The 17,901-nt window shown below is 57.9% G+C and carries 17 protein-coding genes; 7 read left to right on the top strand and 10 right to left on the bottom strand.

Features of this window, described 5'->3' with window-relative positions; all coding sequences use genetic code 11:
- The first annotated feature begins 2 nt into the window (after positions 1-2).
- Both ACK4FF_RS08175 and ACK4FF_RS08170 read left to right on the top strand, forming a co-directional pair.
- Positions 3-1,970, top strand: a complete 1,968-nt coding sequence (locus ACK4FF_RS08175; protein WP_409707208.1) for an acyl-CoA synthetase — start codon at positions 3-5, stop codon at positions 1,968-1,970.
- A complete protein-coding gene (locus ACK4FF_RS08170) occupies positions 1,967-3,547 on the top strand; it encodes an FAD-dependent monooxygenase (RefSeq protein WP_409707205.1) in 1,581 nt (526 codons plus the stop codon). The genes ACK4FF_RS08175 and ACK4FF_RS08170 overlap by 4 nt, the downstream gene beginning before the upstream one ends.
- A gap of 22 nt (positions 3,548-3,569) precedes the next feature.
- Here ACK4FF_RS08170 and ACK4FF_RS08165 read toward each other — a convergent pair whose 3' ends face one another.
- Positions 3,570-5,612, bottom strand: coding sequence for an FAD-dependent oxidoreductase (locus ACK4FF_RS08165; RefSeq protein WP_409707202.1), 2,043 nt, complete (start codon positions 5,610-5,612; stop codon positions 3,570-3,572).
- Between the two features lie 137 nt (positions 5,613-5,749).
- Between ACK4FF_RS08165 and ACK4FF_RS08160 the strand changes: the two genes are divergently transcribed.
- Positions 5,750-6,280: a PadR family transcriptional regulator gene (locus ACK4FF_RS08160; RefSeq protein ID WP_409707199.1), complete on the top strand. Its 531-nt coding sequence runs from the start codon at positions 5,750-5,752 to the stop codon at positions 6,278-6,280.
- Here ACK4FF_RS08160 and ACK4FF_RS08155 read toward each other — a convergent pair.
- The gene (locus ACK4FF_RS08155) at positions 6,277-6,813 is read right to left on the bottom strand and encodes a TetR/AcrR family transcriptional regulator (RefSeq protein ID WP_409707196.1); all 537 of its coding nucleotides are present in this window, start codon (positions 6,811-6,813) and stop codon (positions 6,277-6,279) included. The genes ACK4FF_RS08160 and ACK4FF_RS08155 overlap by 4 nt on opposite strands.
- A 284-nt stretch (positions 6,814-7,097) precedes the next feature.
- On the opposite strand from ACK4FF_RS08155, the gene ACK4FF_RS08150 reads away from it, so the two are divergent.
- Positions 7,098-7,880 (top strand): hypothetical protein, encoded by a 783-nt coding sequence (locus ACK4FF_RS08150; protein WP_409707193.1) that lies wholly within the window; start codon positions 7,098-7,100, stop codon positions 7,878-7,880.
- 22 nt (positions 7,881-7,902) lie between these two features.
- Here the strand turns inward: ACK4FF_RS08150 and ACK4FF_RS08145 are convergent, their stop codons facing one another.
- Positions 7,903-8,694 (bottom strand): alpha/beta fold hydrolase, encoded by a 792-nt coding sequence (locus ACK4FF_RS08145; RefSeq protein WP_409707190.1) that lies wholly within the window; start codon positions 8,692-8,694, stop codon positions 7,903-7,905.
- A 116-nt stretch (positions 8,695-8,810) separates the two neighbouring features.
- Here ACK4FF_RS08145 and ACK4FF_RS08140 point away from each other — a divergent pair, with 116 nt between their 5' ends.
- Positions 8,811-9,350 carry a hypothetical protein gene (locus tag ACK4FF_RS08140; RefSeq protein ID WP_409707187.1) on the top strand — a complete coding sequence of 180 codons (540 nt, stop codon included), beginning with the start codon at positions 8,811-8,813 and terminating at the stop codon, positions 9,348-9,350.
- Positions 9,351-9,369: 19 nt separating this feature from the next.
- On the opposite strand, the gene ACK4FF_RS08135 is transcribed toward ACK4FF_RS08140, so the two are convergent.
- Together ACK4FF_RS08135 and ACK4FF_RS08130 are read right to left on the bottom strand one after the other, a co-directional pair.
- A complete protein-coding gene (locus ACK4FF_RS08135) occupies positions 9,370-10,164 on the bottom strand; it encodes an SDR family NAD(P)-dependent oxidoreductase (RefSeq protein ID WP_409707183.1) in 795 nt (264 codons plus the stop codon).
- Positions 10,165-10,169: 5 nt separating this feature from the next.
- The gene (locus ACK4FF_RS08130; RefSeq protein WP_409707180.1) at positions 10,170-10,742 is read right to left on the bottom strand and encodes a hypothetical protein; all 573 of its coding nucleotides are present in this window, start codon (positions 10,740-10,742) and stop codon (positions 10,170-10,172) included.
- Positions 10,743-10,885: 143 nt separating this feature from the next.
- Here ACK4FF_RS08130 and ACK4FF_RS08125 point away from each other — a divergent pair, with 143 nt between their 5' ends.
- On the top strand, positions 10,886-11,419 hold the full coding sequence (locus ACK4FF_RS08125; protein WP_409707177.1) for a TetR/AcrR family transcriptional regulator: 534 nt from the start codon (positions 10,886-10,888) through the stop codon (positions 11,417-11,419).
- A 19-nt stretch (positions 11,420-11,438) separates the two neighbouring features.
- On the opposite strand, the gene ACK4FF_RS08120 is transcribed toward ACK4FF_RS08125, so the two are convergent.
- On the bottom strand, positions 11,439-11,990 hold the full coding sequence (locus ACK4FF_RS08120; protein WP_409707174.1) for a chlorite dismutase family protein: 552 nt from the start codon (positions 11,988-11,990) through the stop codon (positions 11,439-11,441).
- Between the two features lie 192 nt (positions 11,991-12,182).
- Between ACK4FF_RS08120 and ACK4FF_RS08115 the strand changes: the two genes are divergently transcribed.
- Positions 12,183-13,037: a MurR/RpiR family transcriptional regulator gene (locus ACK4FF_RS08115; protein ID WP_409707171.1), complete on the top strand. Its 855-nt coding sequence runs from the start codon at positions 12,183-12,185 to the stop codon at positions 13,035-13,037.
- 12 nt (positions 13,038-13,049) lie between these two features.
- Here ACK4FF_RS08115 and ACK4FF_RS08110 read toward each other — a convergent pair whose 3' ends face one another.
- The 4 genes from ACK4FF_RS08110 to edd are packed head-to-tail and all read right to left on the bottom strand — an operon-like array spanning position 13,050 to position 17,896.
- Positions 13,050-13,931, bottom strand: a complete 882-nt coding sequence (locus ACK4FF_RS08110) for an SMP-30/gluconolactonase/LRE family protein (protein ID WP_409707168.1) — start codon at positions 13,929-13,931, stop codon at positions 13,050-13,052.
- Positions 13,918-15,441, bottom strand: coding sequence for a glucose-6-phosphate isomerase (locus ACK4FF_RS08105; protein ID WP_409707165.1), 1,524 nt, complete (start codon positions 15,439-15,441; stop codon positions 13,918-13,920). Before ACK4FF_RS08105 ends, ACK4FF_RS08110 begins: the two co-directional genes overlap by 14 nt.
- A gap of 13 nt (positions 15,442-15,454) precedes the next feature.
- Positions 15,455-16,096 carry a bifunctional 4-hydroxy-2-oxoglutarate aldolase/2-dehydro-3-deoxy-phosphogluconate aldolase gene (eda, locus tag ACK4FF_RS08100; protein ID WP_409707162.1) on the bottom strand — a complete coding sequence of 214 codons (642 nt, stop codon included), beginning with the start codon at positions 16,094-16,096 and terminating at the stop codon, positions 15,455-15,457.
- 9 nt (positions 16,097-16,105) lie between these two features.
- Positions 16,106-17,896: a phosphogluconate dehydratase gene (edd, locus tag ACK4FF_RS08095; protein ID WP_409707159.1), complete on the bottom strand. Its 1,791-nt coding sequence runs from the start codon at positions 17,894-17,896 to the stop codon at positions 16,106-16,108.
- Positions 17,897-17,901: the final 5 nt, after the last annotated feature.

The raw sequence follows: 17,901 nt of genomic DNA, 5'->3' as shown, positions 1-17,901 counted from the left end.
CCATGGCAGGCATTGGTTCCCTTCAGGATGTTTTGGCGCTGGAAAGTACCCCATGGACCGACGAGCCCTCGGCCAGTACGTACAGCTTGATTGAACACGCGGCTAGGCAATGGGGCCATGCCCCTGCGCTGTCTTTTTTCATGGACATGCAAACCCACCGCAAGCCGGTGCGCTGGTCCTACCGTGACCTGTTTCACGGCATCAACCAGACAGCCAATGCGTTTCGTCATCTGGGTGTGACCCGTCAAGACACCGTTGCTTACATCCTGCCCAACCTGCCCGAAACCCACCTCACCATATGGGGCGGGCAAGCCGCAGGCAGGGTGGCTGCTCTGAACCCCCTTTTGGAAGGGGCTGCATTGGCCGAGTTGCTGAATGCGGTTTCAGCCAAAGTGTTGGTCACTTTGTCGCCTTTCCCCGGCACCGACCTGTGGAACAAAATCAAACCCCACTTGGCCCGTGTGCCCTCGCTGCGCCATGTGGTGTTGGTGGACGCGGTTCACCATGTCAAAGGCCGAAAAGGCATTGTGGCCAAGCCGCTTCAAATGGCCGAGCATGTGTTGTTGGGCGTGAAGAACCGGGTGAGCAACCCTTTGCCCTGGGGGGCGCAGGTTCACAGCTTTCACGCACTGGTGCGCCGTTTCAACAGTGCCCGGCTGATGTTTGCCGACAGGCCACAAGCCTCGGATGTCTCGTCCTGCTTCTGCACCGGGGGCACCACCGGCTTGCCCAAAGTGGCCCTGCGCACGCATCGCAATGAAGTGTTCAACGCATGGTCAGCCTCGCGTTTCTTGGGTGATGGCATCGGCGCGGGCAAAACCGTGCTGTGTGGGCTGCCGCTGTTCCATGTTAACGGCGTGTTGGTCACAGGCTTGCTGCCATTCTCCAAAGGCGCACATGTGGTGTTGGCTGGCCCCCAAGGCTACCGCACGCCCGGTTTGATCAAACAGTTCTGGTCTGTCGTTCAGCACCACCAAATCAACTTTTTCAGCGGGGTACCAACCCTGTACTCCAGTTTGCTGGATGTGCCTATTGGCGATGCCAATGTCAGCAGTCTCGAATACGGCCTGTGTGGTGCAGCCCCCATGCCTGAGGAAGTGTTCCGCCGGTTCGAGCAAAACACTGGCTTGAAAATTCTTGAAGGTTATGGCCTCACGGAAGGCACTTGCGTGAGTTCAGTCAATCCCCCGCTGGGTCAGCGCAAGCTGGGTTCGATTGGCCTGCGTATTCCCCATCAAGCCATGAAGGCAGTGCGCCTTGGCGACCAAGGTGAATACCTGGGTGATTGCGCACCCGGCGAAGTGGGTGCATTGGTGATTTCCGGCCCCAATGTGTTTTTGGGGTATGCCACGGCTGAGCAGAATGCGGGTTTGTGGGTGGACTGCGGCGATGGCCAGAAATGGCTGAACACCGGAGACTTGGGCCGCATGGACGCGGAGGGCTATTTCTTTCTCACTGGGCGCAAGAAGGAGTTGATCATTCGGGGCGGCCACAACATTGATCCAAAACTCATCGAAGACGTGTTGCATCAGCACCCCCAAGTGCAATTGGCCGCTGCCGTGGGGCGTCCCGATGCACATGCGGGCGAACTCCCAGTGGCCTATGTGCAACTGGTTGAAGGTGGGCAGTGCTCAGAGGCTGAACTGCTGGCGTTCTGTCAGGCTAACCTCAGCGAGCGGGCGGCTGTACCCAAGGCCGTGACGGTGTTGCCGAACATGCCGCTGACACCCATCGGCAAAATTTTCAAACCCGACCTGAAAATGCGGGAGATCGAAGCCATCACCCGAAACACTTTGGAACGCCAAGGCATTGCGGTGTTGGACTTGTGCGTGGAGCAATCCAAGCAATTCGGTTTTCTGGTGCAGTTGGTGGTGAGCGATACAGCCGCCGCAGAACAGGCCCGCACCAGCCTTGGCTTGTTGCCGCTGCGTGTCGACATTCTGGTGGCTGCCGAGGAGCATGCAGCATGAGCCCCGACACAGTGACCCAAACCGACATTCTGATGGTGGGCTTTGGCCCTGTGGGGGCCACCATGGCCAGTTTTCTAGGGCGTTACGGTGTGCAAACCCTGGTGATTGACCGGGCCACCGACATTCTCACCATGCCCCGCGCCATTGCCCTGGACAATGAAGCCCTGCGCATTTTGCAGAATGCCGGGTTGGCTGAAGACGCCTTCGCCAAACACACCATCCGCGAAGTGCTCATGAAAAGCCCACTGGCGGGTACCTTCGGGCGTGGCAACACCTCGGGCAGCATTGACGGGCACCCCAAGCTGGTCACCTTCTATCAGCCCGAACTGGAAGCTGCGCTGCGCAACAATGTCGCCAAGTACCCCAAGGTGACGCCTTTGCTGGGCACCAGCTTGGTGTCCTTTCAGGACCATGGCGATCATGTGACCAGCGTCATTCAATTGCACAACGGCGAACAGCGTACCGTGCGCTCCCGTTTCCTGATTGCGGCCGATGGGGCTTCCTCATCCATTCGCGAGTCGCTTGGGCTGTCTTTCAAAGGCGAAAGCTATGCTGAGGATTGGTTGATTGTTGATGCCATTAACCGTGACACCAGCCAGATGAGCCATGTCGAATTCATCTGCACCCCCAAGTTACCCACACCCCACATGCCTGCGCCCGGTGGTCGCGAACGGTGGGAGTTTATGTTGGGCAAGGGGCAGAGTCGTGAAGAGGCTTTGGACGACGGCTTTATTCGCAAACAACTCAAGCCGTGGGTGGGTGACGGGCCCATCGACATTGAACGCAAAGCGGTGTACCGCTTTCATGCGCGGTGCAGCAAAACTTTTCAAAAGGGGCAGGTGTTTCTGATCGGTGACGCAGCCCACATCACGCCGCCGTTTGTGGGGCAGGGCTTGGTGGCGGGGCTGCGTGATGCGGCCAACCTGTCGTGGAAACTGGCTTGGGTGTTGCGCGGGGCGTGCCAACCCAAGGCATTGTCCACCTATGACCAAGAACGCCGACCCCACGCCAACAGCATGATTAATCTGGCCCGGCGTATGGGCGGGCTCATCATGCCGCAAAGTGCCCTGCGTGCCCTGGTGGTGCATAACCTGATGAAAGCGGCGCGCCTGATTGAGCCTGTGCGCAATCACCTTGAAGAACTGGAAATCAAACCCAAGAACCAATACAAACGCGGCCTGTTTACCCACAAGTTTCGCCCTGCGGATGCTGGCCTGGAATGCGGTGCCCTGTTTCCGCAAGGTTTGGTACGCAACCCCGAAGGCCAGATTGCCTGGAGCGATGATGAACTGGGGAACACCATCAGCGTGGTGGGTTTGGGTGTAGACCCGCACACCGTGCTGGATGTGACGGGACGGGAGGCCATCAGCGCCCTGGGCGCACAGGTGTCCACCATCGTGGCGCGCAAGGGCACGCGCTCTTTGGCCAACCATGAACTGGAAGACCTTGAAAACACCTTCCTTGCCAAAACCCGCCACAAGCCCATGGTGGCCCTGGTGCGCCCCGACCGCATTGTGATGGGGCTGTGCCCACCCGCGCAGTTGGGGCGGCTGTTGCAGCAGGTCCGCCGACTGTGACCTGCTGCGGGTGTGGAAGGGGTTAGATCACCGCACCCAAGCGCACGCCCTGATTGATGGCACGCCGGGCATCCAGCTCGGCTGCAACATCTGCGCCGCCAATCAGGGTAACTTTCAAGCCTGCGGCTTCAAGCTCGGCTTGCAGGTCCCGGCGGGGCTCCTGGCCTGCGCACACCACCACGTGGTCCACTGGCAGGGTTTGCGGTTCACCATTGATTTCCACATGCAGGCCAGCGTCGTCCACGCGTTTGTACTGCACACCGGGCACCATCTGCACTTTCTTTTTCACCAAGCCTTCGCGGTGAATCCAGCCCGTGGTTTTGCCCAGCCCACTGCCCACTTTGCTGGTCTTGCGTTGCAGCAGAATGACTTGTCGTGGTGGTTCCTCCACATGCTCAGTCGTCAGGCCGCCTGCATTGGTGTAAGTGGGGTCGATGCCCCATTCACGGTTGAATTTCTCCAGGTCCACACTGGCGGAAACTCCTTCATGCGTCAGGTATTCGGCCGTGTCAAAGCCAATGCCACCGGCACCAATCACCGCCACGGTTTTGCCCACGGTTTTTCGTTCGCGCAGTACATCCAGATAACCCAGCACTTTGGGGTGGTCTGCACCCGGAATGTCCAGCTTGCGGGGCACCACGCCGGTGGCCAGCACCACTTCGTCGTAGCCGCCTTCCTTCAGCATTTCCGGGGTGGCCCAGGTGTTCAAGTGAACATGCACCTGCTTCTGTGCCAACTGGCGCTCGAAGTAGCGGATGGTTTCGTGAAACTCTTCCTTGCCGGGAATGGTTTTGGCAATGTTGAATTGCCCACCCACCTGGCTGTTCTCGTCAAACAGGTGCACCTCATGGCCCCGCTCAGCAGCCGTGACTGCCAGGCTCATGCCTGCAGGGCCTGCACCCACCACTGCGATGCGTTTGCGCACATCAACGGGTTGGTTGATGATTTCGGTTTCATGGCAGGCCCGTGGGTTCACCAGGCACGAGGTAATCTTCAACTGGAATGTTTGGTCCAGGCAGGCCTGGTTACAACCAATGCAGGTGTTGATGTCGGCACTGCGGTTCTCCGCCGCCTTTTTCACAAACTCCGCATCGGCCAGGAAAGGGCGCGCCATGGACACCATGTCCGCGCAGCCATCGGCCAGCACCTGCTCGGCAATTTCGGGGGTGTTGATCCGGTTGGTGGTCACCAGCGGAATGTTCACCTTGCCCTTCAGGTTCTTGGTTACCCAAGCGAAGGCCGCACGGGGCACCTTGGTGGCAATGGTGGGAATACGCGCTTCATGCCAGCCAATGCCGGTGTTGATGATGGTGGCACCTGCGGCTTCAATGGCTTGGCCCAGTTTCACCACCTCGTCCAGTGACGACCCACCTTCCACCAAGTCCAGCATGGACAATCGGTAAATGATGATGAAGTTGGGGCCAACCTTTTGGCGAATGGCGCGCACCACCTCAATGGGCAGTCGGATGCGTTTTTCAAAGGTGCCACCCCACTCGTCGGTGCGGTGGTTGGTGCGTGCAGCAATGAACTGGTTCAGCAGGTAACCCTCAGAGGCCATCACCTCCACACCGTCATAACCAGCCTCCTGGGCCAGGCTTGCGCACCGGGCAAAGTCGTCAATGGTGCGCAGAATGTCTTCATGGCTCAGGGGTTTGGGTGTGAAGGGGTTGATGGGCGCCTTAACCGCGCTGGCCGACACTTGGTTGGGCTGGTAGCTGTAACGGCCCGTGTGCAGAATTTGCATCGCAATTTTGCCACCCTCGGCATGCACGGCATCGGTGATGATTTTGTGCTCAGCCACTTCATGCGCATTGGTCAGCTTGGCACCGCCAGCAAACACCACACCGTCGTCGTTGGGGGCAATGCCGCCCGTCACAATCAGGCCCACACCACCGCGCGCGCGCTCGGCATAGAAGGCCGCCATGCGGTGAAAGCCCTGCGGTGCTTCTTCCAGCCCCAAGTGCATCGACCCCATCAGCACCCGGTTTTTCAGGGTTGTGAAGCCCAGGTCCAGCGGGGCAAGCAGGTGAGGGAAGGGGGCGGCGGGCGTGCTGACGGCGTTCATGCGTGGGTACTCCAGTGTTGGGGTGTTATGCAACTGGTTGCAATTTATAGCGCAGCTTCAGAACTATTGCAACTGGTTGCATAAAATGCAGCCTGCGCCTACACTCAGGCATCCCCATTGTTATTGCACTGCACACTGTGTCACTGCCCCACGCTTTGCTCACCTCCTTGCTGGAAAAGCCCAGTTCAGGCCTTGAACTGGCCCACCGCTTCAGCAAGTCGATAGGCTATTTTTGGCAAGCCTCCCACCAGCAGATTTACCGGGAATTGGTCCGCCTTGAAGAAGCCGGTTGGGTGCAGTCGTCCGCCGACGAAGGCGCACGGGGCCGCAAGCGCACCTATGAAGTGTTGCCCGCAGGCAAAGCCGAATTGAAGCGTTGGATGGCCTTGCCCTCGGAACACAAAAACCTGCGCGATGAAATGATGGTGCGCATACGCGCGGCGGCGGTGGTTGGCCCAGACGGCCTTGCCGACGGCCTGAAACAACGTTTGGCCAGCCATCGTGAACAACTGGCCCTGTACCGCGCCATTCACAAAAAAGACTTCGAAGGCAAAAAGGAAACCCGCGCCATGGTGTTGCAGCGCCGTATTCTGGAGGTGGGTATTGAGTATGAACGCCAGTACGTGGCGTTCTGCGAAGATGTACTCAAGGAGTTGGGCGAGGCCTAGACAGCTCTCAATATGGCCCGTTGCGCAAACAGGCGCAAATCGTCGTCACTGATGTCATCACCAGTAATCAGCAACCGAAAGTACACCGCACTGCACGCGTCTTCAAGAATCAGCCGACTGTCCGCGCCTTTGGGCAAGTCACCTCGGGCAACCGCTCGTCGGATAATTTCCCCGCTTCTTTCAAACCGTTCGTTGAAGAAAGCACGCCGCATTGACACTGCTGTGGCATCAAGGCTGCCGTCGATGGAAGCCGCCAACAAAGCGCGAATGGCACGCGATCTCAGCATCACCTGAATGTCTTGCAACAGAGCAATCAGGTCCGTCAGCAACGCGCCTGTGTCACGCCCGGTGACCTGCTGTTTTGCGATGAACGACAACATCTCAAGCAGCAAGGCTGATTTGTTTGACCACCGCCTGTAGATGGTTGTTTTGTTGACATTCGCCCGTTGCGCAACTTCGGTCAGTTCCAGGCCCGAAAACCCTTTTTCCTCAAGAATCTGCAAGGTGCTGGCATAAATGGCGTTCAGAACCATGGCAGAGCGACCGCCTGTCCTTCTCTGCGACTTCAAAGCTTGGTTCGACACGCACTCACCGGAAGTAGTTGACTTTCCTGAATATTCTAAACTACATTAACGCAACTACAGTTGCTTTAAGGTGTTGTATGAATCTCTTGTCCAGTCGCCGCCTATTTATGGCGCGCTCGCTTGCTTTGGGCACATCGGTCGTGGGTGGGGCCTTGTTGAATGCAGGGTGTACTCAGGACAGTCAGTCGGGGTCAAGCGCTGCTCGAACCACACCGAGTTCATCGGATAGCGGGGTGAATCCCAAAATTGTGGCGCTCATCGGCAATCAAACCGTGCAGCGGGAACAGGTGTTGGAATGGGAAGCCCGTCGCCTTCAAGTGGTTGCGCAGCGCATGAAATCCAACCTGCCAGCGGCAACGCTGCTTGACCTCAGCGCCCTGTTGCTCAGGCCCGGTGCGTCTATCGACAACATTGCTCAAGAGCGTGAATTGCTTGCACAGGCCAAAATCAAAGCGGGGGACGAAGCCATGCGTGCCTTGGTTCGCAATGATTTATTGCTGTCAGATCTGGCTTCCTCATTGGCGGCTGCACCCAACCAGTTCTCTGGCAGTGTGGCCGAGTTGCACTGCGACATGGGTACAGCAGAAGGCTTTGTCCAGTGGTTCAACACTCAAACCATTCAAGACAATCAACTGGCCCTGCTCAGGGCCTGCCCCGACCATTATCTGATTCGGAAGGCTGGGGATGTTGGGCAAGAAGTGATTGAGGAAACTGGCGGTGCGCTGGTGGTCTCCCACTTTGAAATCGACTACAGCCAAGAAGGAACCTTGCCTTATTCGCTGGACCCGGAGTATCCGGTTCGGCTCAAGGGGCCCGCCAAGAACATCAACGGAAAACAGATTGGCGGGGTGCTGCACCAGTTTGCCAATGCACCCACGGGCTTCAAGTGCAAACTGACGGTCTTCTTCCCATCAACCCTGCCGTTCTGGTACGTGACCGAACATCGCTGGCACCTGGCCTGTGAGTTCTCCAACTGGATCACCGCTTATTTGAATGACAGCAATCAGGTGGCTTAGCCTGCACAATACAAGGCCTGACTCAAGGCCCTGACATGGCCGTGGAGGCGGGCAATGCGTCAAGCAGGAAATCTTTGACCAAGCCCACAGCCTGTGGCACGTGCAACAGCCCTGAGTGCGTGGCATACACGCCCGGGTACCGGTCTTGAATGTACAGGTTGGTCACGCCGGGTTCATTCAAAAACTGGCTCTCAACCGGGGTAACCACAAGGTCGTTTTTGGTGGCCAGCACCAAAGCGTTGACGCCCTTTGGGTTGAGTTTTTCCATTCGGACTGTGGCCATGAAGGGTGACTGACTGGCCAACTGTGCGCAAGCCGGGCAGTGCATGGAAGAAAGATTGTTGGGCACAAGCGTCGTGCCGTTCAGGCTGGGTGCCACAGCCACAATGCGGTCAATGCGCCCCGCCAATTCAGGTGATTTGGCCGCCAGAAAGGCCAGTAAGCCGCCCTGTGAATGGCCAATCAGGCTGACTTTGCTGGCCCCGGTTTTCTGCAATACAGACTGTGCAAAGCTGACTACTTCAGCCAGGGAAGATTGAATATCCGCCGTGCCATTGACGCCGGGCAACCCATTGCGCCCGTAATTCAAGGCGTACAGGCAAAGGCCTTGGTCCTTCAGCACGGGGGCCATGCTGGAGTACGCCCTGCGGGCATTGGCAAACGTGCCGTGCACCAACACCACCGGTGAATGTGCGGGGTTTGAACAACTGACATTGACCAAACCGGGCAGGCCCAAAGTGTCCTCCGACCACACAGCACTGGGTTGCAGCAGGGCAGTCAAGCTCAACAAGAGCGTCAGCAACAAGCGAAGCACTTCGTTTCTCCATTTTTGGATTGTGTAACCACTCTCACCCAGTCAGGCGCTTATTCACCCTTGGGTTGCGCAACTAATCTAGGTGCTGTACTCACTTTAGCGCACCCAGCCACAGCATGACCAAGAAAGAGATCAAAGCCAAAGTCCTTGAGCTATTGTCTGCAGGCGTCCCTAAAAGCACCGTGTTCAAGCAACTGACCGGACAGGGTGTTAAGGACGATCAACTGGCGTATTACATCGCATCGTATGTAAACCCTCAGCGTAGCGAACAGCAAGAGCGGAAGGTCAACATTCTGGTGACTATTCTTCTGATTCAAACGTTGGGTGCTGTGGTGTTGACATACGCGGTCACGTCCGCGTTCGGTACAGGTGCCCGATGGGTGGCTGTGTTGACGGTTCTGCTGATCCAAGGGTTGATGATCTTTGGGTTTTATCACCACAAACTCGCTGCGTACAACATGTATTCATTGTTGTGCTTTGTGAGTGCTCCACGCTGGTTCAATGACTTGTCGACTGTCTCCGCAAGCAGTATTGGGGCAATGATTCTCAATTTCGCCTTGATTGGGTTTGTGCTGTACTTGCGGCACAAGTTATTTCCTGACGTGTTCTTGTTTGGACCAGTCAGGCGCAAAGGTGAGCACTGGTTTGTGGACTGATAGTGCAGAGCCCGCCCCCTCACTCCTTGAACGGGTTCAACTTGTTGCCCAAGTGGTACTGAAGCCCGACAGGCAGGGGCCGCACGCTGCTGGCCACCAACTTGTTTACAACACCCGGCACGCACACTGGCTTACCCTTCATCACCGCTTGCCAGCCTTCGCGCACCACATCGTCCGCATCCTGCCACAGCACGGCGGGTAACTTGTTGGCGGCGTCTCGTGTGCCCATGGTGTCGTGAAACTCGCTGCGTGTGAAACCCGGGCACAATGCGGTCACATGAATGCCTTGGGGTTTCAGTTCCATGTCCAGCGATTGAGAGATGTTAAGCACATAACTCTTGATGCCGGTGTACAGCAGGCTGGCACCCGGTGGCGAGAAGGCCGCCAGCGAGGACAGGTTCACAATGCGGCCCCATCCACGTTCTTGCATGCCGGGTAACACGCGATGGCACAGCTCTGTCAGGGCGGTCACCATGAGTTGAATTTCGCCCGCCAGTGTGGTCCAAGGGGTGTCTGCAAACGCGGTTTTGCCGGAAAGCCCGGCGTTGTTGATCAACACATCAATGGTGATGCCTTGTTCCTGCGCAAACGCCATGATTTGTGCGGGCGCCGACGGGTCGTTCAAGTCGGCTGCAAACACATCACAGCGCACGTCGTGTTGGGCGCTCAGCTCCTTGGCCAGTTCATTCAAGCGTTCTGCGCGGCGGGCCACCAGCAGCAGTGAATAGCCTTCTGAGGCCAGGTGACGTGCAAAGGCGGCACCAATGCCGGCGGAGGCCCCTGTGACCAGGGCGGTACGGTTGGATTGACTCATGATGTTCAAACTCCTGAAGTGGCGGGCAATTCCCGCGTGCTGATGACAAAATTCTTGCGTGTTTGGCCAATGTCCCCACGGTAAGGGGCCACAGGGCCCTCCAGCACAAAGGGTTGCGGGTTGTGGCGTTGGCCCCGCGTAAAGCCCCAGGTGCCAATACCCAGATAGAGCCCCGGGCCAACCTTGCGGACTTCATCAACCATGTTCATGTCGCCGCACAAAGATTCAAAGTGGCGGTACACCAGTTGATAGGCCGGTTGACCATCAAAGCGTGAAGGGGCGAGCAGCGTCAGCATGGGGTAGCGCTGCACAATGCGACCACCCTGCAAAAAGGTGTTGTAGCCCCGGCCTGTTTGCCCGTCGACTGGTCGAAAGGCTTTGCACTGCCAGCGGCTCAGTGGGTTGGCCACAGCAAACCAGCCTGCCGCAGCAGCCAGCCAGTTGGGTTGAGCCAGCAGCCGCGCCCTGTATTCGCCGTGCATTTCGTCCAATGCGGGGGCTTGCAAGCCTGAAAACAATTGGAGCAGCTCGACTGTGGACAGCCGCGGCAAATCGTCTTTTGAAAGTGTTTTAGCCATGCTTGAGCCTGTGACATGCTGTTTGTTGAATGACATTCAACATGAAGCATACCTCATTGTTGAATGCTATTCAACTGCTGATACAATACACACAACAACACGGCCCCTTCGGGGGCTATGAACCAACGCAGCGGGAGCCCTGTGTGGCCAAAACCAAACGAAACCAGGACAAAGAAGACAAGCGGCAAGAAATTGTTGCTGCAGCCCGGGCGCTGTTCATCGAGGAAGGGTACGAGTCCACGTCGATGAGCCGTCTGGCGGCGGCGGCGGGTGTCGCACCCAACACCATCTACTGGTATTTTCAGGACAAAGATGAGGTGTTGGTGGCTGTGCTCGACGCGGAGTTTTCCGCCAATGCGCAGGCGTATCTGTTGATGTCGGAATCTGACCCTGTGGACAGGCTGCTGTGGGTGGCCAAACAGCTTGCGCGGGTCAACCGCTTGGTCAGCACCGTACACAGCCGCTTGGACAAGTCCCCAACCATTTTGGCGTGGCACGATGAATTTCACGCCTTGAGTGAATCCATGCTGAGGCATGAATTGCAGCAGGCGGGTGTTGCCGCAGACAAGCTGGAAGCCCGTGTGAAGATCAGCGTTTTTGCCATTGAAGGCCTGCTGACCCATTCGATTGCAGACGATGAAACGCGGGCCATTTGTGCGGCACTGCTGAATGCGTGATCACAGGATTAAAACGCGCTCAAAGTGGCTTGATCAGCCGAATATCAATTTCCCGCTCCACGTACTCCCATTCTTTGGACCGTCGCAAGTGGGCCAGTAGTTCATTGAATGCTGGTGTGTGTTCAGGCGCAAATTCGAACCAGGTCAAAAAATCGAACGGCTCGCCCAAGTCGCGAGAATGGTGGAGTTGCCGAGCAATCTGCGGCAGGTAGGCCAGGCCAATTTCAGTGTGGTGGGACTGGGCCTCAAAAATCGCCCGGCGTTCATCTTGAGCCATTGCCCACCATTGCGGGTTCTTCTTGATGGGAATCAATGCAGCGCACACGGATGCCTGTCGTCCAAGGCCTTCCTGTTTGGCGCGCAACAGCTCAATCTCATGTCGTTCTGCATAGCGAACATTGCTGGTGAACCCTTGAAGCGTCCAGGTGGCCTTGTTGCCCAAGCTGTGCGCGGGTCCATTCACAACACTGATTCTCGTCACATCAGCCAAGGGTGGGCCAATGAGTGTTTCGCAGTGGGTGACCTGCCATGGGCCTTCATGGCCACCGAGAAACGAAAAGTGATTGTTCATGGCTTGGGGCCTTGCAGTGTCAGAAGGGTCAGGTTCCGTCTCCAACAGTGACATGTTCATCCCGAAAAATAAACCCGTTGACGCGAAAAAACATTCATTTAGAGTGGCTGCTCAGCCCTTCAGTGTATTCGTTTTGCACACCCCTTTGAAACTCGATAACATGCATTACACCGTTACCTGTAATTCAATAAGATGCATGTTCTCGAGAAAATCCGTTTGGGTTTGCCCTCCCTGTCCCCGGCTGAGCAAGCCGTGGCGGAGTTGGTGTTGGTCGACCCAACAGCCTTTCTGAAAGCGCCGGTGGCTGAACTGGCCCGGCAGGCCAAAGTCAGCGGGCCAACCGTGGTGCGTTTTTGTCGGGCACTGGGGTATGAGGGCTTAAGCGACTTCCGCCTCGTTCTGGCGGCCAGTGCATCGGAGGGGGTGCCGTATGTACACCAGTCTGTCAAAGCCAGTGATGGTGCCGATGCCTTGGTGCACAAGGTGTTCGACAACGCCATTTCCACACTGAGCAGTTACCGCGACAGTGCAGTCAGCAAGCCCGTCGAGAAAGCCATTGATGCCATTGCTGCGTGCGTCAAGGCGCAAGGCAAGCTGGAGTTCTATGGTGTGGGTAACTCCGGGTTTGTGGCGCTGGATGCGCAGCACAAGTTCTTTCGGATGGGCTGTATTGCGCAGGCTTATTCCGATGGACATTTGCAGATCATGGCTGCGTCCATGCTGAAAAAATCTGATTGCCTGATCATCATTTCCAATTCAGGCCGCAGTGAAGATTTGCTGGAGGCTTGCCGAATCGCCCGTAAAGCGGGGGCCACCACCATAGCTGTCACCGCCTCGGGTTCGCCATTGGCCGACTTGGTGCATGTGCACCTGGCCGCAGACCACACAGAACTGTATGAACAGTTCAGCCCCATGGTGTCGCGCCTCTTGCACCTGTGCATGGTGGATGTATTGGCCACCGGCGTGGCCATTCGTTTGGGCAAGGGTGTGCAGCAAAACATGGCACGCCTGAAAAAGCACCTCATTGAAAGCCGATATGCCTCCTGAGCAGGCGCCGGTTCAATTCACGTTGGCGAACGCTTCAGCAAAGCCGCGAACGGCGGTGTTGGCTACAATCACGCTGCTGTTTTCATAGCCTGCCCGGTTAGGGAATTGGCTGTCGGGTGTGGCTGAGGTCACCATCAGCTGCTGAAGGCCCGGGCCTCCGAAGCAGGGCATGGTCGGTTTGGCCACGGGTAATTCCACTTGGTCCATCAGTTGGCCATCGGGCCCAAACCGGTCCAGCCGGTACCCTTCCAGCACCGCCACCCAATAGCTGCCGTCGGCAGCCATGCAGGCACCATCCGGCCGTTCTGTGCCTTGGGTGTAGTGGTGCATCAGGCTGCGTTCACCCAGTTGCCCCGTGGCGGCATCAAATTCGAACATCCACACGCTGCGCTGGCGGGTGTCGGCCAACATCAGGCGTTGCCCGCAAGGGCTGAAGGCCAGGCCGTTGCCCACAATCAGGTCGCCCACCATGGCCTGTGCGGTGTGCCCTTCAAGGCGATACAAGGCGGCCGTGGCAGGCTTTCGTTCATCCACCAGGCTGGAAATCCAGATGCGGCCTTGTGGGTCGGCGCGGCCATCGTTGTAGCGGTGCAGGGCTGCATCGTAAGGGGCGTGTGCAATGGCCTGAACATGCTGCCACTGGTGCAGGTGGTAGACCCCCTGCCGGCCCAGCAACACCCACACATCGGGGTTGGGGGTCGGCAAGATGCAGCCAATTTCGTCCGGCAGGCTCAGGCTTTGCACCTCGGCGGGGTTGGTCGCGGGCAGTGATGTTGCCTTGAACACCTTACGCCCGGTGATGTCCAGCCACACCCATGCGCCGTGGGCGTAGCGGGGGCTTTCTGCCAGTGCGCAGCTTGGTACCTTGGCGGGTTGCCATTCAAGCGTTTGCATGTCGTACCTGTTCAAGCAAAGTCATCAAGTTCCGGGTCTGTGGGTTGTCTGAATGGAATCGCCGTGTTCGCAGTTCTTCGGCGATGTCCTCTGAAATCACTTTGCCCAGTTCCACGCCCCATTGGTCGAAGGGGTTGATTCCTTGCACGACTGCCAAAGCCACCGTTCGGTGTTCCCAAAGTGCCAGCAATGCACCCAAGGCGTGTGGGGTAAGCCTGCTCATCAAAGTGAAAGTGACAGGCCTTTGGCCGGGGCAGGTTCTGAAGTTCACCGCCGGGTCCTTGGCCTGTTCCAGGGTATTCAGTTTGCCACTGGAAAAGGCTTCCGCCTGCGCGAGCGCGTGGGAGAGCAGCAAATCGTGTGTCTCTGCTTCAGAGTGGTCGGGCACTGCAACGGCCAGAATCTCGATGGCGGTTTTCAGGGGGGCTTGGTGCAGCATCTGAAAAAATGCATGTTGCCCGTTGGTGCCCACGTCGCCCCACAGCACCGGGCAGGGTGTGTCGGTCAGTGGTGCCCCGTTGGTGGTCACGCCTTTGCCCAAGGATTCCATCCACAACTGCTGCAGATAGGGCACCAGCAAACCCAGCCGGGAATCGTAGGGGCTGAGCATCAACGATTCCAGCCCCGCTGCCAGATTGGCTGCATCGGCCAGTGCCAGTTGTACAACAAGGTTCCGGGGGGCCGGTGTGTTCAGGCAATGCACATCCATTGCTGCAGCACCATCCAAGAATTCTGTAAAGGCCTGGTTACCGTGGATCAGGCGTATGGCCATCGACACGGGCCCCCACAGGGAGTAACGTCCGCCCACTGTTTCACTGAATTCAAACACCTGTTCTGCGGCAATTCCTGAATCAATTGCTTTGTTGGGCTTGCAGGTGGCCGCCAGAATGGAGCGTTGACAATGCTGCGTGCTGACTTGCTCCAGCCAGCGACGGATGTGCGCCAGGTTATTCAGCGTTTCACGGGTGGAAAAAGATTTGCTGGCGACGATCACCAGTGTTCTTTCCGGGTTCAGGGTATCCAGCGCGGCCTTCATCTCGTGGTAGTCCACATTGGCCACGAACCGCGCCTGCCGAATGGGCGATTCACGATTCAATCCCAAGGCAGAGAAGACTTGATGAAGCAGTCGAGGCCCGAGGTCGGACCCACCAATCCCCAGGTGTAAAACGCTGTCATAGGTTTGACCGGTGGAGGTGGTGTAGCGGCCCGCGCGGATGTCATCGATGGTACGGAGCAGGCGGTTTTCAACCTCTTGCGCCTGTGCAAGTACATCAGTGCCTTGGTGGTTCAAGCCGACCCACTGTGGGTACTGTGGCCTGCGTTGGGCGGCACGCAGCGCCCAATGGCCTGCGGCGCGTTGTTCAGACGGGTTCACCACCTGCCCTGTGAACAGTGCCTTCAGGCCTTGGGTGATGCGTTCAGTGGCGTGTGCATGACTGGCTTGGGCAGCTTGCCAATGGTGTTGGCGCTCAAGGTTCACATGCAGGGGGCTGGCATTCAGAGTGCTCATGACGGTTCTCGGTTCAGGCGTCGTTCCATGCGTTCAGTGCTGCTGCGCTGCGTGCGGCCACTTCGTCCCGAATGCAGGCCACTTGGCCCAGGCCCTGTGTCAGCCAGGTGCCGCCCACTGCCGCCAAAGCGCGGATGGGTTTCCAGTCTTTCAGGTTGGCCAGTGTTATGCCCCCGGTGGGTACCACACGCACACCGGACAGTGGTGTGGCAATGCCTTCCAAGGCTTTGGGGCCACCAGCCGCCATGGCCGGAAAAAACTTCACCAGATCAAACCCCAGTTCTAAGGCATGCATCATTTCCGACGCGGTGGCTGTGCCGGGCACCCAATTGAAATGACCGTCCAGTGCGTGTTGGGCCAATGCCTCGGTCAGCCCCGGGGAGATGAACAAGGTGGCACCCGCTTCAGCGCATTGGTCAAATTGCTCAGCCCGCAACACAGTGCCTGCGGACAGCTTCATCTCGGGAAATGCGCGCGCAATGGCTTGCATGGCGGGCAGGGCGGCGGGTGTGCGCAAGGTGATTTCAATTTGTGAGATTCCACCTTGCAGAAGGCCTTCGGCAATCTGCAGGCCTTGGTCCACCGAGTCGATGACCACCACTGGAAGAATGGGTTGAACAAGCCAGGTGTGGGTTGCGTGTTGACGTGCGTTCATGGGTGTTGTTCATTCAAAAAGTTGACTGGCGCCTTCTTCGGCGGTGCTCACTGCTTTTCTCCAGGCGTTGAAATATCCGCGCCCGTGGCTGGGGCTTCGTGTGGGTGCAAGTGCCTGCGTGCGGGTGCTCAGGTCGGCATGGGTCAACAGCACCCCCTGTTCGGCATCCACACGGACCACATCGCCATCCCGAAGCAAACCAATCGGGCCATCGGCCATGGCTTCCGGGCTGACATGAATGGCCGCACAGATTTTTCCGGATGCACCGCTCATGCGGCCATCCGTCACCAGCGCCACCTTGAAACCTTGGTCTTGCAACAGGCCCAGTACAGGCGTCAGCTTGTGCAGCTCGGGCATGCCGTTGGCCCTGGGGCCTTGATGGGTCACCACCACCACCACATCGCGGTTCAGCAGGCCTGCTTGGTGTGCTGCCAACACGTCCAGTTGATCCTGAAATACCAGGCAAGGCGCTTCAATCACCCGGTGTTCGGGTTTAACGGCCGACACCTTACAAACACTACGCCCAAGGTTGCCTTGCAACAGGCGAATGCCGCCATCGGCTTGGAAGGGGGTGCTGTGTGGGCGAAGTACTTCCGTGTTTCTGCTGGGGCCAGGGCGGGCAATGGCATAACCCTCAGTGCTGGGCACCACTTCGCCGACTGTGTCGCCTAACGATGTACCCCACACAGTGCGTGCGCTTCCGTCTACCAGCCCTGCATCAATCAGTGTTGCAATCAACCCTGCGGTGCCGCCGGCGGCATGGAAGGCGTTGACATCCTCTGTGCCATTGGGGTAAACGCAGGTCAGCAAAGGGGTAATGGCAGACAGGTCGTTGAGGTCCGTCCAGTCAATCAGGTAACCAGCGGCGCGTGCCACGGCAATCCAGTGAATGGTGTGGTTGGTTGACCCACCCGAGGCCATCAGCCCAACCAGCGCATTGACCAAACTGCGTGAGTCGACCAATTGGCCCAAGGCCACTGAAGGGTTACGCGTGGCCTGTTCAATGGCCTTCACACTGTGCTGGATCAGGAATTCCCGTTGGGGGCTGTCCGGCAGTTCAAAGGCCCCACCGGGAAATTGCAGGCCCATGAAATCCAGCAGAAGCTGGTTGGAGTTGGCCGTGCCATAAAACGTGCAGGTACCACTGCTGTGGTAGGCCTTTTCCTCCGATTGCAGCAACTCGTCGCGGCTGGCTTTGCCTTGTGCCGCCAGTTGCCTCACCTTGGCTTTGTCTGCGTTGGAAAGGCCGGTGCGCATGGGCCCAGCCGGAATGAACACAAAAGGCAGGTGCCCATAGGCCAAGGCACCGATCAGCAGGCCGGGTGCAATTTTGTCGCACACGCCCAGCAGAATGCCGCCGTCAAACACATCGTGCGACATGGCGATGCACGTGGACTGGGCAATTACATCACGAGAAAACAGCGAAAGCTCCATACCCTCGCGGCCTTGGGTAATGCCATCGCACATCGCGGGTGTGCCGCCTGCCACTTGTGTGGTGGCGCCCAGCGCCCGCGCGTGTGCATCAATGATGGCCGGAAAACGGACGAAGGGTTGGTGGGCTGACAACATGTCGTTGTACGCCGTCACGATGCCCAGGTGCGGGGCTTGATGTAATGAAATTACACGCTTGGTGGACGGTGGGTAAATGGCTGTGGTGTGTGCGAGGTTGGCACAGCCCAGGGCGTCGCGCCGGGCGGCTTTGGCGGGCAGATTGTCCAGATAACGCTGGCGTGTCTGCTTCGAGCGTTCTTCAATCCGCTCGCGAATGGCAAGCAGTTGGGTGTTCAGTGGCACGGTCATGGTTG

Origin of the sequence: Limnobacter sp. (assembly GCF_046297615.1) — a bacterium.
GTDB lineage: Bacteria > Pseudomonadota > Gammaproteobacteria > Burkholderiales > Burkholderiaceae_B > Limnobacter.
This window is presented reverse-complemented; position numbering and strand designations above follow the sequence as displayed.